At 61.2% G+C, this 14,401-nt stretch carries 17 protein-coding genes; 5 read left to right on the forward strand and 12 right to left on the reverse strand.

The genetic code is table 11. From position 1 onward, the window contains the following. The 3 genes from VL197_06595 to VL197_06605 form a co-directional block, all read left to right on the forward strand. Window positions 1-647 (forward strand): 4Fe-4S binding protein (locus tag VL197_06595; GenBank protein HUJ17644.1); only part of this gene is annotated, 647 nt, incomplete at its 5' end. Between the two features lie 169 nt (window positions 648-816). Next, window positions 817-2,244: a pyruvate kinase gene (gene pyk / locus VL197_06600; protein ID HUJ17645.1), complete on the forward strand. Its 1,428-nt coding sequence runs from the start codon at window positions 817-819 to the stop codon at window positions 2,242-2,244. A gap of 85 nt (window positions 2,245-2,329) precedes the next feature. Continuing rightward, on the forward strand, window positions 2,330-2,761 hold the full coding sequence (locus tag VL197_06605) for a CBS domain-containing protein (protein ID HUJ17646.1): 432 nt from the start codon (window positions 2,330-2,332) through the stop codon (window positions 2,759-2,761). 165 nt (window positions 2,762-2,926) lie between these two features. On the opposite strand, the gene VL197_06610 is transcribed toward VL197_06605, so the two are convergent. The 5 genes from VL197_06610 to VL197_06630 form a co-directional block, all read right to left on the reverse strand. Continuing rightward, a complete protein-coding gene (locus VL197_06610) occupies window positions 2,927-3,229 on the reverse strand; it encodes a hypothetical protein (protein ID HUJ17647.1) in 303 nt (100 codons plus the stop codon). 103 nt (window positions 3,230-3,332) lie between these two features. Then, entirely contained in the window at window positions 3,333-3,905 is a 573-nt protein-coding gene (locus VL197_06615; protein HUJ17648.1) for a rubrerythrin family protein, read from the reverse strand. Between the two features lie 69 nt (window positions 3,906-3,974). Continuing rightward, window positions 3,975-5,102 (reverse strand): phospholipase D-like domain-containing protein, encoded by a 1,128-nt coding sequence (locus tag VL197_06620; GenBank protein HUJ17649.1) that lies wholly within the window; start codon window positions 5,100-5,102, stop codon window positions 3,975-3,977. Window positions 5,103-5,242: 140 nt separating this feature from the next. Further along, window positions 5,243-5,716 carry an OsmC family protein gene (locus tag VL197_06625; GenBank protein HUJ17650.1) on the reverse strand — a complete coding sequence of 158 codons (474 nt, stop codon included), beginning with the start codon at window positions 5,714-5,716 and terminating at the stop codon, window positions 5,243-5,245. 78 nt (window positions 5,717-5,794) lie between these two features. Continuing rightward, on the reverse strand, window positions 5,795-6,145 hold the full coding sequence (locus VL197_06630) for a hypothetical protein (GenBank protein HUJ17651.1): 351 nt from the start codon (window positions 6,143-6,145) through the stop codon (window positions 5,795-5,797). 56 nt (window positions 6,146-6,201) lie between these two features. On the opposite strand from VL197_06630, the gene VL197_06635 reads away from it, so the two are divergent. Continuing rightward, the gene (locus tag VL197_06635; GenBank protein HUJ17652.1) at window positions 6,202-6,417 is read left to right on the forward strand and encodes a hypothetical protein; all 216 of its coding nucleotides are present in this window, start codon (window positions 6,202-6,204) and stop codon (window positions 6,415-6,417) included. Window positions 6,418-6,439: 22 nt separating this feature from the next. Here the strand turns inward: VL197_06635 and VL197_06640 are convergent, their stop codons facing one another. Continuing rightward, on the reverse strand, window positions 6,440-6,808 hold the full coding sequence (locus VL197_06640; GenBank protein HUJ17653.1) for a HEAT repeat domain-containing protein: 369 nt from the start codon (window positions 6,806-6,808) through the stop codon (window positions 6,440-6,442). 333 nt (window positions 6,809-7,141) lie between these two features. On the opposite strand from VL197_06640, the gene VL197_06645 reads away from it, so the two are divergent. Then, window positions 7,142-8,338: a geranylgeranyl reductase family protein gene (locus VL197_06645; GenBank protein ID HUJ17654.1), complete on the forward strand. Its 1,197-nt coding sequence runs from the start codon at window positions 7,142-7,144 to the stop codon at window positions 8,336-8,338. 85 nt (window positions 8,339-8,423) lie between these two features. On the opposite strand, the gene VL197_06650 is transcribed toward VL197_06645, so the two are convergent. The 6 genes from VL197_06650 to VL197_06675 form a co-directional block, all read right to left on the reverse strand. Beyond that, entirely contained in the window at window positions 8,424-9,143 is a 720-nt protein-coding gene (locus VL197_06650) for a V-type ATP synthase subunit D (GenBank protein HUJ17655.1), read from the reverse strand. A gap of 172 nt (window positions 9,144-9,315) precedes the next feature. Beyond that, window positions 9,316-10,644, reverse strand: a complete 1,329-nt coding sequence (locus tag VL197_06655; protein HUJ17656.1) for a V-type ATP synthase subunit B — start codon at window positions 10,642-10,644, stop codon at window positions 9,316-9,318. Window positions 10,645-10,702: 58 nt separating this feature from the next. Continuing rightward, window positions 10,703-12,316 carry a V-type ATP synthase subunit A gene (locus VL197_06660; protein ID HUJ17657.1) on the reverse strand — a complete coding sequence of 538 codons (1,614 nt, stop codon included), beginning with the start codon at window positions 12,314-12,316 and terminating at the stop codon, window positions 10,703-10,705. A 123-nt stretch (window positions 12,317-12,439) separates the two neighbouring features. Then, complete coding sequence (locus tag VL197_06665; protein ID HUJ17658.1) at window positions 12,440-12,778, reverse strand: V-type ATP synthase subunit F; 339 nt, start codon at window positions 12,776-12,778, stop codon at window positions 12,440-12,442. Window positions 12,779-12,867: 89 nt separating this feature from the next. Next, the gene (locus VL197_06670) at window positions 12,868-13,836 is read right to left on the reverse strand and encodes a V-type ATPase subunit (GenBank protein ID HUJ17659.1); all 969 of its coding nucleotides are present in this window, start codon (window positions 13,834-13,836) and stop codon (window positions 12,868-12,870) included. Further along, window positions 13,742-14,401, reverse strand: coding sequence for a V-type ATP synthase subunit E (locus tag VL197_06675; GenBank protein ID HUJ17660.1), 660 nt, complete (start codon window positions 14,399-14,401; stop codon window positions 13,742-13,744). The genes VL197_06670 and VL197_06675 overlap by 95 nt, the downstream gene beginning before the upstream one ends.

The raw sequence follows: 14,401 nt of genomic DNA on the forward strand, positions 1-14,401 counted from the left end.
CGCTCAAGAACCTGGCCATGGGCTGCGTCAGTTCTCGCCACCGGGAGCACGGCTGGAAGAAGGGACGCGGAAGCATGCACTGCCACGGCGAGGCGGCGCTCCAATGGAACCCCGAGATCTGCAGCTTCTGCGAACAGTGCAAGAGCATCTGCCCCCTCCACGCCATCGACTTCAAGGAAGGCGCCTTCGTCGTGGACCAGAACCTGTGCTGGCATTGCGGCAGGTGCTCCCGGGTGTGCCAGGAAGGTGCGCTCACGCTTCCCGAGGACGACGTGACGTTCCAGAAGAGCCTGGCCGAGGCTGCTGCCGCGGTGCTCTCGACATTCAAGAAGGGCAAGGTCGTGTACGCCAACTTCCTCTACGAGGTCCAGCCCGAGTGCGACTGCATGCCCGTGGCCGATGTCCCCGTGGTCCAGGACCAGGGCATCATGGTCTCCGATGACCTTGTCGCCATCGAGCAGGCGTCCCTGGACATGCTCAAAGCCGCCCCTCCCCTGCCCCAGTCCGCGGCGGAGGAGGCCGGCGTCAAGCCCGGCGACGACGTCCTGTCCAGGCTGAATCCCCGGCCCATGCAGATCCAGATCGACGAGGCTGAGCGTCTGGGTCTGGGAACCAGGAAGTACGAATTGGTGAAAATCGAACCTTAATGAACCACGGATGAACACGGTTAAACCCAGATAACAGACACGTTTCGGGATAATCGCAAGACGGAATCCATGAAAATTGATCCGCCTTTCTGTTATACTACGAATACCCGCTGTTGTGGCATTTTTACCGTTTTCATCCGCGGTTAAACAGGGAGCAACGGGAGTTCCCATGCACAAGCGCACGAAGATCATCGCCACCATCGGACCGGCATCCAGTTCACCCGCCGTCATCGCCAGGCTGATCCACGCCGGCATGGATGCCGCGCGGCTCAACTTCTCCCACGGAGACCGTCAGGACCACCGAAAACGGATCCGCATGATCCGCGCCGAGGCAACGAAAGCGGGCAAACACATCGCGATCATCCAGGACCTGCAGGGGCCCAAGCTGCGCGTGGGCGAGATGCGGGACGGCGCCGTGGCCCTCAGGAAGGGCGCGGAGCTGATGCTCACCACCCGCAGGGTCGTCGGGACCGGCGAGCTGATCTCCATAACGTACCCCCGCCTCGCGAAGGACCTCCGGGTCCATGACCGCGTGCTCCTGGACGACGGCAGGCTTGAGCTCAGGGTCCTGGGCAGGTCCCGCGGCAACCTCGCCTGCAGGGTCGTGATCGGGGGCATGCTGCGCAGCCACAAGGGCGTGAACCTTCCGGGCGCCCGCCTCTCGCTCCCGTCGCTGTCAGCCAAGGACCGTCAGGACATCTCCTTCGGCGCGGAGCAGGGCGTCGACTACATCGCCCTTTCCTTCGTCCGTTCGGCCGCCGATATCGTGAACACGCGCCGGTTCCTGCGCACGCTCGGCAGGCAGACGCCGATCATCGCGAAGATCGAGAAGCCTGAGGCCTTGACGAACCTGGACGAGATCATCGCGGCGGCCGACGGGATCATGGTTGCCCGGGGAGACCTCGGCGTGGAGGTCTCGGCAGAGCAGGTGCCGCTGCTCCAGAAAAAGATCATCAGCGCCTGCAACCACTCCGAAAAGCCGGTCATCACCGCGACGCAGATGCTCGAAAGCATGATCGAAAGTCCCCAGCCCACACGCGCCGAGGCCTCGGACGTGGCCAATGCCATCCTGGACGGCACGGATTGTGTGATGCTCTCCGGCGAAACGGCCATGGGGAAACACCCGGTCCTGGCCGTGGAGGTCATGGCGCGGATCGCGGTCCAGGCCGAAACGTCGCTCAGCCCCATACCGCCCGATGTTCGCGTGTCGAGCGCCGGCGAGAGCGTGGCCCACGCGGCCTGCCGGGCTGCCGAGGAGCAGAAGGCCGCCGCGATCGTGGCCTTTACCCAGTCCGGTTCCACGGCCCTGCTGGTATCCAAGCACCGGCCGGCAATGAGCATCATAGCGGCCACGCCCATGGAAAGGATCGCGCGGCTGGTTTCGCTGTACTGGGGCGTCATGCCCATCCTGGTCAGGACCAAGCGCACGACCGACGACATGATCATGAGCGTGGAACGGGCGATGCTCCGCCAGAGGATCGTCGGTGCGCGGGACCTGATCGTGATCACCGCCGGCGTGCCGGTCGGCGTCGCGGGCAGCACGAACATGATGAAGCTCCACCGCGTGGGGGAAGCAAAAAGCCTCGAATCCCTGTAGCGTTGGGAACCGTCCTATGCTATAATCGTTACAATTTAGATCCCGTGGGCCGGGGTGATAAACAGGCAGTACGCGGAGGTGAAGCATGAAGGTCAGGGCTTTGCTTGATACGAAGGGAAAGGACATCGTCTCCATCGACGCCGACAGCTCCGTCGAGGACGCCATCCGGTCGATGCACGCCCGCAAGATCAGCGCGCTCATGGTGACCGACCAGGGTAAAACCGTCGGCATCTTCACGGAGCGTGACGTCGTGCGGAGCTATATTGCGGCCGCCGCGAAGAGCTTCAAGGACATAAAGGTGAAGGACCACATGGTCTGCGACCTGATCATCGCCATGCCGGAGGACGACGTGAACGACATCTCCGCGATCATGGTTGAAAAGAACATCAGGCACCTGCCCGTGTTCGAGAATAACCGCGTCGTGGGCATGCTCTCGGTCCGAGACATCGTCCAGACCCAGGTCAGCAAGCTGCATTCCGAGATCCATTATCTCAAGGACTACATCACCGGTTACTAACGGCTGAGGCCGCCATCCCTGCCATGGAACAGGTGCCCGATCTCGATCAGACGCCGTAGAGACGTAGGTCGATCGGACGGCCACAGCAGGCCGATCCTGCGAAAAAAAAAGCCGGGATCCCTTCAGGGGGTCCCGGCTTTTGCATTTTCACGATTTACCGAGCTGTCAGTCCAGGTCGTAATTCGGGTTCGACGGCTTGCCGTTCTTCTGCAGGTACTGCTGGCTGAAGGCGGGGATCACGCCCTTTTCCCCGTTCTGCGGATGGATCATGAACCGGTAGGAAACCAGCTGACCGACGGTCTCCATCATATGGTTCCAGCCCTTTTTGAACAGGGTACAGTCATTGTTAAAACACACCCAGAGATAGGGGGAATCCCAGTCCAGGTACCGTGAATCCATCTGCTCCATCACGGAATTGCAATGCGGACAGGTCGGCGCTTCCGTGACCTTCCAGTCTTTCATGTCCATGGTGATCCAATCCTCCCTCTAAACAGTGCGATATTATACCCGGGAGGTCAGGCTAATGCAACAGGGAATTAGCCTGAAAAATGAGGAAAACCGCAACCTCTGCTCAATAATTCTCCATCCAGATCTCAAAATAGCTCTTCGGGTGCAGGCAGGTGGGGCACAGTTCCGGTGCCTCGGTTCCTTCATGATGGTAGCCGCAGTTCAGGCACTTCCACGTGACAGGCTTGTCCCTCTTGAACACCTTCCCGGCTTCCACATTGTCCAGCAGCTTCCGGTACCGCTTCTCGTGCTCGACCTCGACCTTCGCGATATACCGGAACGCGGCCGCGACTCCCGGGAAGCCTTCCTGTTCCGCGATGTCGCCGAAGCCGGGATACAGCTTCGTCCACTCCTCGTGCTCCCCTTCGGCGGCGGACTTCAGGTTCTGGGCCGTGGTGCCGATGATGCCCGCCGGGAATAATGCCGTGAATTCGGCCATGCCGCCTTCCAGGAACTTGAAGAACCGCTTGGCATGCTCCTTCTCGTTGTCCGCGGTCTCGAGAAAAATCGCGGCGATCTGTTCGTACCCTTCCTTTTTGGCCGCGCTGGCGAAAAAGGTGTAGCGGTTCCTGGCCTGCGATTCCCCGGCAAAGGCCGAAAGCAGGTTCTTTTCCGTTCTGGATCCCTTGATCTGCATTACTCCTCCTGATTGAATAGAGCGTGAAGCCCGCTGTGCCGCGACACCGGCGGGCCGGCGCGGCCTTGTTTACCGCATGCGCCTTGCAAGCCGGGAACGCGACAGAAAGATGTCCACCCGCGCCAGAAGGCAGTAGCTGATCCGTTCCATCACTTTCTGGATGAATGGCCTCTTCCTCCATTCCTCGAGCCTGACCGGGGCCGACAGTGCGAGGTCTTGCTCGAAATCGGCCCGGGCCTGGGCTGCAAGCGCGGGGTCTTTCACGACCGCCACCAGCTCGTAGTTGAACATGCCGCTCCTGATGTCCAGGTTGGCCGACCCCGCGATGACGATGTCATCGGCGAGGGCCAGTTTGGCGTGCATCATGGCGGGCAGGTATTCCCAGACCTCGACGCCGGCCCGCAGTATCCTGCCATAGAGTCCGCGGGCGGCCCACCGGGCGGCAGGCACGTCGGTTTTGCGGGGGAACAGGAGCCGGACACGGACCCCGCGCTTGACCGCCCGCTTGATGGCCAGCAGCATGCGGCCATGGGGATAAAAGTATCCCATGGCAAGATCAATGTTCGAGACCGCGTTCTGGATCACATGGTGGTAAATCCTGCGAACGGGCCGCAGCGGGTTTTCCGGCCCGCTTTCGAGGAACCGGACCGTGCCGGTGGGAATCGTATTGAGGAAGCGCCGCCGCCGGAGGCTGAAGAAGATTCTTCGCAAAGACGCATCGGCCTTTTTCCACATCCGTGAAAAGGACCGGCGAAGGCGGGCGACCTCGGTCCCGGTGATCTCGAGCATGTTATCCCGCCACGGCATCGCGCCCTGCGAGCCCCGGTAATATTCATCGGCGATGTTCATGCCGCCGATGTAGGCCTTGCGGTCGTCGATCAAGAGCATTTTCCGGTGATTCCGGAAGGTCAGCAGGCCTTTGGCGATCGGATGAAACCAGCGCACCATGCCCCCGGCTGCCCGCAACCCGTCCCAGAACGAATCCTGCAGCTGCCAGGAGCCCCAGGCATCGACAAGGACCATGACCTGAACGCCCCGGCCGGCCGCCCCGAGCAGGTGTTCCCGGAATTCTCTCCCGGTCCCGTCATCCGCGAAGACATACATCTCCAGCGATATGCAGGACTGCGCCCGATCGACAGCGTCGAACATGGCCGGGAAAGCCTCCACTCCGTTTTTCAGAAGACGCACGGTGGTCATAGGGCAAAATCGTACAGAATACGGTGCAAGGGGTGGATTGATAATTCACGGTATGCGGGAAGGCACGTCGATGCCGGCTGATCGCCCGTGAAAAATACAATCTGAAATTTCCCGGTCGGATTGTACCGTTGTGGCAAGCCTCATGCGTTCTCGAACGTGTAATCCACCTTCACCTTCATGTCTTTTCTGAGCGAATGGTAGACGGAACAGTACTTGTCGTGGGACAGGGCGATCGCCCGCTCGATCTTCTTTGCCGTCAGTCCCGCGCCTGATACCGAAATGATCATCTCGATGGAGGTGTAGTACTGCGGCGGCGTCGGGTTGCGTTCGCCCATGATGTCCATCTTGTAGGTCTTGATCTCGCACTTCATCTTCTTCAGGAACGAGACCATGTCTATGCCCATGCACGCGGCCACGCTCAGGAGCAGCGTCTCCGTCGGGGAACAGCCCCACTGCTGCTGCGCGTCGTACTCGACCTCGTATCCCCGGTTCGTCCGGCCGACAAAGATGAGCTCCTTGTCCCAGGTGAGGGTCGCTTTGTTCACCTGCGAGACCTTCGACTTGTACGTGTCGAGCGATTCATCCAGTTCCTTCACTTCCTTCTCTTCCGACATATGCAGCTCCTCTGCGAATAGATTATCAGGCCAGGGGCAGGTCGTAAGGGCCGGTTTTAATCCCGCCCCGGATGCTCCCTACGGTTTCTTTTCTTTCAAATATGCGATCGCCTCAGCTTCTTTTCCCGCCTCGACCTTGAGCACATAGGTCTTGATCGCAGCCGGCTCGAGTCCCAGGGAAAATGAATCATAGGTCGCCCGTATCCCCCGGGAACCGAGAAAAGAGACGAGATCCAGCATCAGGGAGTCGTCATATCCCCTGCCGGTGTCCGTACGGAGAACCTCGACGTACTCCACGTCGTTGCCGCTCGCTGTTTCATCAGGCGAACCCTGCTTCCAGGCGTCCCCGTATTCCCAGCCGCTCTCGTCGTCATTGTCGTCGCGCTTCATGGCAATTTGAATATTAATCGAGAGCGGAAAGCCTGTCAAATGAAAAATCCTTTTAACACGCTGTTTTACCCGCGGGATTGACAGGACGGGAAGGATTGGGCTATCATGCTGCCATGATCGAACTCGGTTCCTTTCTCTTCGGGCTGGGCTTCAGCATCCTCGTCTATTTCCGTTCCCTCAGGCCTGCGGCACTGCCGCCCTCCAAGAAGGCCTTTTATTTCCTTATCACGTTCATCGGCATCACGGGCATGCTTTCCCTCTCGGGCGTCCTCATTGCGCATACCCTGCGAAAACTGCAGGCGCTGCACTGATCCGGCGCCCTGCTGCATCCGATTATTCTATGTCCGAGAGCGCTTCTTGCGCCGCTTCGCGTACCCCGGGATGGCTGTCCTGCAAACAGGCCTTCAGCGCCTCTCGCGCGGACCCGTCCCTGATGGTCCCCAGCATTGATGCGGCATCCCCCCTGATCGTCGGGTTTTCATGCTTAAGCAGTTCAATGAGGCCCGGCACCGCGTTCCGAAGCTCCTGGCGATGGTCCTTGACCAGCTCTTCGACCAGCGCAACGGTCCCGAGCCGCACATGGAGGCTCTCTTCACCGAGCATGTCCGGAATGAAGCGGTAGAGCGTCCCGTCCTGCCTGAAGAGCGCAATAATGTTGTCGAGGAAGCCCCTGCCCATGTATTCCACGAGCATGTCCTTCATTTCCCGGTCCTGCATGGTTCCCTAGGTCCAGTCCCCTTACGTGGGGTAATCCTGCGTTTTCCCGGTTCACGGTCCCTCGGCCCGATCAACAGAACACGGTCGACCACCCGATCTCCCCACTGCTTTCCCCAGCGTACTTTTCGCCGCGATTTGTGACAGTGTATCAAAAGAACGGAAGGAATGTTAGTGAAATTTCCTGCCAGGGACCCGACCCGGACACCGCCGGCGGACCGGTGCATCCTCCGCTGCTGCAAAGATCGTCCCGTGGAATTGAAGCGTCTGTTCTGCTAAAATAGACTCATCGGTTCATAAACCGTTGCACAGGGAGGATTCATGGAATCGGGGAATTCGCCTTATGATGTGATCGTGGTCGGCGCCGGTCCGGCAGGCTCAACCTGCGCGCGCGCGTGCGCGTTGAACGGGCTCCGCACTCTGCTTCTGGACAAGGCCGTATTCCCCAGGCAAAAGCCCTGCGGCGGCGCGCTCTCCGTGCACGGCAGGTCCCTTCTGGACTTTCCGCTCCCTGACAGTCTTATTGAGCAGGAGTGCCGCGGCGCACGCATATACTGCAACGGTTCGCGGACCGAGGTCCGCATGGACAGGCCGATCGCCGTGCTCATCGATCGGGCCCGCTTCGACGCCTATCTTGCCGACCAGGCCGTCGCGGCGGGCGCGCGGTTCCTCCAAGGTGAGACCGTCATCGAGGTACAGAACACCGGCAGCAATGCAATTGTCCGTACGGAGGCAAACACCTACGAGGCCAGCTATGTGGTCGGTACGGACGGCGTGCAGAGCAGGGTCGCGCATTTTGTGAGGCCCGCTTTCCGTAAGGATGAAACAGTCCTCGCCCTGGTCACCCCGGTCAAGCCGGACGACGTACGGAGAGACGGGCTCCCGCGGGATATGATCGGCCTCTATTTCGGGATCGCCGACCTGGGCTACGGGTGGCTGTTTCCTCACCAAGGCCATTATTCGTTCGGTATTGCCGGGCTGGCTTCCCACCTTGATCATCCCCGGGACGTTCTGGAGGCATTCGGCAGTAACCTCGGAATCAATTTCGGGCCGCCGCAGGGCAGGTTCATACCGCTCGGAGGCATCAACCGCAGGGTTGCGGCAGGGCGGGTCCTGCTGGCGGGCGATGCTGCCGGATTCGCGGACCCTTTTCACGGAGAGGGGATTGCGCACGCCATCCTGTCCGGGAAGCTCGCAGCAACAGCGATCGTCGAGGGCATCAGAAAGGGCGGGGATCCGGAGGATACGGCATCCCGCTATGCAGCGGCATGCGAGCGCCGGATCTGGAAGGACCTGCGAATCGCCTACCGGCTGGCGAGAGGAGTGGACCGTTTCCCGGGACTCTTCATACGGATCTTCTTCGACAATAAGGGCCCCCTCGAACGATATCTCGAGATAGCCGCCGGCAACTCCGACTATCGCCACTTCGCCCGGTGGATCGCGCCCCGCGTTCCGTACTATCTCCTTTCAAGTTTCCTCCGAGGCCGGCGCAACGAAGCCCGTAAGGCATACGGATAGGCACGGACCTGGCAACGTGCCATTCCATCATGCCCGGGCTCGGTGGCGTCGGGAGCGACCCTTCAACGTTTTTTGAGATATGCGGTCAGGAGCCGACCGGACTGACCGAAGGGACCGGCGAAGCCGCTGTTTTCTCCGCGCCTGCGGAGATCCTGAGCAGGGACTCCTTTACCTGTTCCTCTTCCTTCGCGGTCAGGATGTTCTTCACTCTCTTCAAGCGATAAAAGGATTCCCGTTCGCGCTCGCCGATGTACTGCGTGATCGTCTTGATCTGGGACTTGAGGGTGGGAAGCACCATCTCTTCGAGCACCTTGATCCGGCGCGTCGTCCGCATGATCTCGTCGCCCAGCCGCTTGAGCTTGCTCTCGTACTCAGCGATGTGCAGCATGGACTCGAGCAGCTTTTCGAACAGCAGCGTTCCCTCTTCGAGGTGCGGCGTCGTGGAGTATTCGTCGTACCCCCGGCTGTCGGCGTCGCGCACCGGGGCATCATGGAACACAATGTCCTTGTACCGCAGGCCCCAGATGCTCTTCTCGATCACGTCGATCTTGAAGTCCCGCGCCGAGGCCGCGGCAATCGAAGCGACCGTGTCCCGGCCTTCACGCCCGACCGCCACGGCCAGCTCCCGCAGGGCCTTGCCGTAGGATTTGCGGATGTCCTCGCGGGATCGGAGAAACGGAAGCGTCGCGGTCAGGAACTCCTTGATGAGGGCCTGTTTCCGCGCCTTCAGGATCCCGACGCTGTTGACCACGGACCGGGTCTTGTCCTTCAGCATCAGGAGATTTGTGCGGGTAGGATGGATCATGGGACCTCGTGAGTGTTCAGCCGCTGTCTACGATAGAGGATGCTGAGACCTTGCTTAAACCACGGGTCCGCTGCGCGGACACACGGAGAAGGCCGAAGCTTGCTTCTATCCGTAATTCTCTTCGTGATGCGGCGAAGCCGTCCGTGGTTACGATAAACTTCAGGTTCTTCGCTCACTTCACCTCGAGCGAGAATTTCTTCATGAGCTCCAGGCCCGTGTCCAGGGTCTCGAACACGGTCCTGCGCGTCGTCCCCTGGCCCACGAACTCGTGCTCGAAGGCATTGGCGAAGTCAAGCATCAGGATGTCGCCTTTGGTCATGCCGTCCCTGCCCACGATCGCTTCGAGCCTCCGGAGGTCCCTTCCCTTGGCGTAGTACTTGTAGAGATGGTTCGATACCTTCCGGTGGTCGGCCCGGGTGAGCCCTTCGCCGATCCCCTTCTGCATCAGCCGCGACAGGCTGGGAAGCACGTCGATGGGCGGGAAGACACCCTGCTGGTGCAGCTCGCGGGAGAGCACGATCTGGCCCTCCGTGATGTAGCCCGTCAGGTCCGGGATGGGATGGGTGATGTCGTCCTCGGGCATGGTGACGACCGGCAGCATCGTGACCGATCCCGCCATGCCGTGGATCCTGCCGGCGCGCTCGTACAGGGAAGCCAGGTCCGAGTACATGTATCCGGGATAGCCGCGCCTCCCCGGCAGTTCCTCGCGCGCCGTAGATATCTCGCGCAGGGCGTCGCAGTAGTTCGTCATGTCCGTGATGATGACCAGGATGTCCATCCCCTTTTCGAAGGCCAGGTACTCCGCGACGGTCAGCGCGAATCGCGGCGCGAGCAGCCGCTCCATCACAGGCTCATCGGCCATGTTCACGAAGGCCGCGAACCCCGTCTTCATCTCCTCGAGCACCTTCAGGTAGTACGAGTACTCGTGGAACGTGAGGCCCAGGGCGGCGAAGACCACGATGAACCGCTTCGACGGATCGGCGAGCCGGGAGTTCTTCAGGATCGAGGCGACGACCTCCTTCGACGGCAGGCCCGCGGCGGAGAATATGGGCAGCTTCTGGCCCCGCACCAGCGTGTTCAGGCCGTCGATGGGCGAGAAACCGGTCTCGATAAAGTCGGCGGGCCGGGCGCGCGCCGACGGGTTGATGGGGGCTCCGGTGATCGGCGTCCATTTCTCGGGGATGAACATGGGCGCTCCGTCCAGCGGCGAGAAGGAGCCGTTGAAGATCCTTCCCACGATGTCCTCGGACAGCGGCACCTTCTTGATCGCATCGGTGAAGGACACCGACGTCCGTTCGATGTCCAGCCCCTGCGTGCCGCCGTAAACCTCGACGAGCGCCGTGTCTCCGTCGATCTCGAGCACCTCGGCCTCCATGTCCCTGCCGTCGGGCGCATGGACCGTTACCACCTCCCCGATGCGGGCGCTGAACACGTTCTGAACGAAAATGAGCGGTCCCGCCACGGTCGATATGGTACGGTAAGTATGTTCTGAAAGTCTCATGTTCACCTCGGTGATGAGCGGCCGGGTGCCACTCGTCCCTCGTCCTTGGTCTCCCGCCTTATTTCACGGCCTCTTCCAGCGCCATGCCCTGCTTCAGGTTCTGCGTGGCGCGGTCATGGGCTTCCACGATCCCCCGAATGATCCCGAAGGTCCTGTCCGGCGGCGAGAAGGCATCTTCGCTGTAGGCGTTCTGCTGCAGGAATTCGGTCCTGATCCGCTCCGCCGTCCGCATCAGCAAGCGGTCCGTGTCCTGGAGGCCCTCGGCCCCCACGATCTCGGCCACTTCCCTGAGCGCCTCCTCCTGCTGGAGGATCTGCCGGCAGCGCACAAGCTGCGCGTCCCACTCCGCGGAGACCTTGTCCCGGTAATGACCGGAGACCTCCCGGCCGTAGAGCGAGTAGCTCTGGAACCAGTTGATCGCGGGATAGTGGCGCCTGTGGGCGAGCGACGTGTCCAGCATGAGAAACGCGCCGGTTGTCCGGAGACATGCCTGGGTCACCGGCTCGGTGAAGTCACCGCCCGGGGGGGAAACGGACAGGATCATGCTGAGCGAGCCGATCCGGCCATTCATCGTCTCTACCACGCCGGCGCGTTCGAGAAATCCCGACAGCCGTGAGGCAAGATACGTGGGATACCCCTCCTCACCGGGCATCTCCTCCAGGGAGGCCGAGATCTCGCGCAGGGCCTCGGCCCAGCGCGAAAGGCTGTCAGCGAGGAACAGGACATGGTAGCCCATGTCCCGGTAATATTCGGCCATGGTGACCGCCGTATAGATCGATGCTTCGCGGGCCGCCACGGGCATGTTCGACGTGTTCACGACGAGGACCGTCCGCTCCCTGAGCGGCCGTTTGGTCCAGGGGTCCTCCAGTTCCTCGAACTCGGCGATCATGTCCGCCATCTCGTTGCCGCGCTCGCCGCAACCCACGTAGACCACGATGTCCACGTCGGCGAACTTCGCCACTGCCTGCTCGAGGATGGTCTTGCCCGTGCCGAACCCTCCGGGGAAGATAGCCGTGCCGCCCCGGGCCAGCGGGAACAGGAAGTCGATGCTGCGCTGACCCGTCACAAGCGGTTCGGCGGGCGGGAACTTCCTGCGATAGGGCCGTGCGATGCGCACCGGCCACTCGTTGCACCCCGGGATCTCGGTGCCGTCCTCATACTCCCCGAGCGGTTCGTCGAGGCTGATGTCGCCGTCTACGATGCGCGCCGCCTTCCTGCCCCGGTAATTTCCGCACATGATGGAATGTTTGAACGGCCCCTCGTCCACGGTCCCGATGACGGTTCCCATCGACGGCGCTTCGCCCTTTTTCAGCACCGGCGTGAACTTCCACCGCTTCATGTAGTCAAGGGCGTATATCTCCTTCCCGTGGGTGATGAAGGGACCCATGTCCTTCCGAAGCCGCTCCAGCGGCCGCTGCAGGCCGTCGAACATGCCGCCGAGCAGGCCCGGGCCGAGGCGGACCGTGAGCGGCATGCCCACTCCCTTGACCGGCTCTCCCACGGCAAGACCGCGCGTGTCCTCGTACACCTGGATTACGGCCTTGTCCTTTTCGAGCCGGACGACCTCGCCGGTCAGCATGGCGTGGCCAACGTACACGCGCTCGTAGAGCTTCAACCCCTTAAGGTCGACGGTCACCGTCGGTCCTGATATGGCCTGTATTCTGCCGCTCATATTCGAGCTCCTTTAATGAGAGAGATGTCTTGTCCTTGACACGGAAACTCGCCCGTCTCAGATACATGACTTCGAGAACCCAACGGCCCGCGTCCCTCGGCTCATGGGTCATTTGCTCAGGGACTACAGTTTCAATCTCACGTGGTACCCGATCGCCCGGCGGATCAGCCGCGCTGCGTAGTCCTCGACCTCGGCCGGCGGCTTCTCGGGGGACGGGAGCACGAGGAGAATGCCCTGCCAGCGGTGCTCCAGTTCGCCCAGACGTTCCTCGGACAGTCCTTTGCTCTCCCGGCCGGGATTGATGAGCCTCTCGTCCACGATCACCAGCCCGTTCTCGGTCTCCTCCATGGTTTTCTTGAGCGTTTCTTCCATTTCCAGCGGCTCGGCGATCTGCTGCGCAAGACCGGTCAGGCTGAATCCGTGTTCGACGTCCCGGGGGGTTATGAAGGCTATCTTTCGCATGCGGGCCTCAGAAATGTCTGCTCAATCCGAAAATCTCAATTCAAAATACTATCAAATAGCAATAACAGAACATGCGTTGGATTTGCTCCTCACTGCACCAGCTCCGCCGTCACCAGGTCCCGTTCGATGTCCTTGCCGGCGAACAGGATGCTCAGGTTCGTCACTTCCAGAGAGCATCGCCAGAGATAATCCAGGATGGGTCCGATCCCAAAGGGCTCCCGCCCCTCTTTTTTCAGGTAGCGGGTGATCCCCTTGTATAAGGCGATCTCCACCTTGGTGGGGTCGGGCGCGTCGATCTTAATTCCGGAGAATTCACGGACCAGGGAGCAGATGCCGAAGAGGTCCTCCTTCGCGATGATCTCCCGGAGTCGGACTTCCGGCATAGCGCCGCCGGGCAGGAAGGCGGGATGCCTGCCCTGTTCCTGCCTCATGCTTTTGTACATGCTCAGGATGTTGCGCGAGTCGATCAGACGGGCGAAGAAGCTTTTCATGATGGGGTGGAGCCGCGCATCCATCACGATGGACAGATACGTGTTCGTCAGTTTCTGCTCCACCGCCCGGAGACCACCCTCGTCGAGGGATTTTGTGAGCCCGGAGAAACGGCCCGAAAGGGAGCAAAAGGCCTGCTCGATGCCCCCGACTGCTGCCGCCGCATCCGGGCTGAGGGTCAGAACACGCTTGATCGCGTCGGAGAGGAGGCTCAGTTCCAGCAGGTCGGCCGCGCGGCCTGCATGTTTTTCCCGCACATGCCGGAGGCAGATGAACAGGGTCCGGAGCTCGTTGTACAGGAAGTAAGGCGCGAAAAGCTCCCGGAGCTTTCCATTCATCTGCGTGTAGACCCAGCGGTATTCCCTGAGCAGGTTCCTCCAGATGCCCTCGGCCGAGCGTTCCCTCACGAAACCCTGATAGCGGCTCGAGGACAGGAAGTCCTGCACGGCGGCTTCGAACACGAGCGGCCGCCAGTCAGAAATCAGCCGCGACCGCCTGCCTCGTATCCGTGTCAGAAGATACTCGGCCGGATAACCCCGGTCGCCGGGCTGCTGCAGGAGATGCTGCATTGTTCACCTCGCGGTAGGCATCACGGATCATGTCCGGCTGCATGTCGACCCACGCCCGTTCAAGCCTCTTTTCGAAGGTGTTGACAACCCTGATCGATCCGTCCCGGGCGGACACCTCCATGCCGCCCGAAATCGCCCCGTCAACGACGATCTCAGCGCCCGGGAAATGCTTCCGCGCCAGCGCGCCATCCGCGGGATTCACCCGGACGGATTGCCAGGTGAGGGGAGGTAACTCCTTCGTCATGGCTGTGAAGACCGCCTCGTACGCACTGTTCCTGAGCGAAGGGAGGGAGGCCAGCGCGGCCTGGTAAAGCCGGTCGGAGAGCTTCTTTTCCGCGGAGAGCTTCACGATCCGCGCCTTGCTGTTCGCCTCGGAAACGGCCCTGTTGATCCGGTCCCCGGCCAGGATCGCCTTCTTCTTTTCCATATCGGCGCGCAACTGCTCCGCCCCGAGGGTGACGCCGGCCTTGATCTTCGCGGCCTCTGCCTCCGCATCCTGCCAGAGCTTCCGGATGCGCTCGTCAGCCGCTTTTTTGAGCGAGTCGATCAATTCTTTGCAACTCAT

The sequence above is a fragment of the Nitrospirota bacterium genome, from assembly GCA_035516965.1.
Taxonomy (GTDB): Bacteria; Nitrospirota; UBA9217; order UBA9217; family UBA9217; genus MHEA01.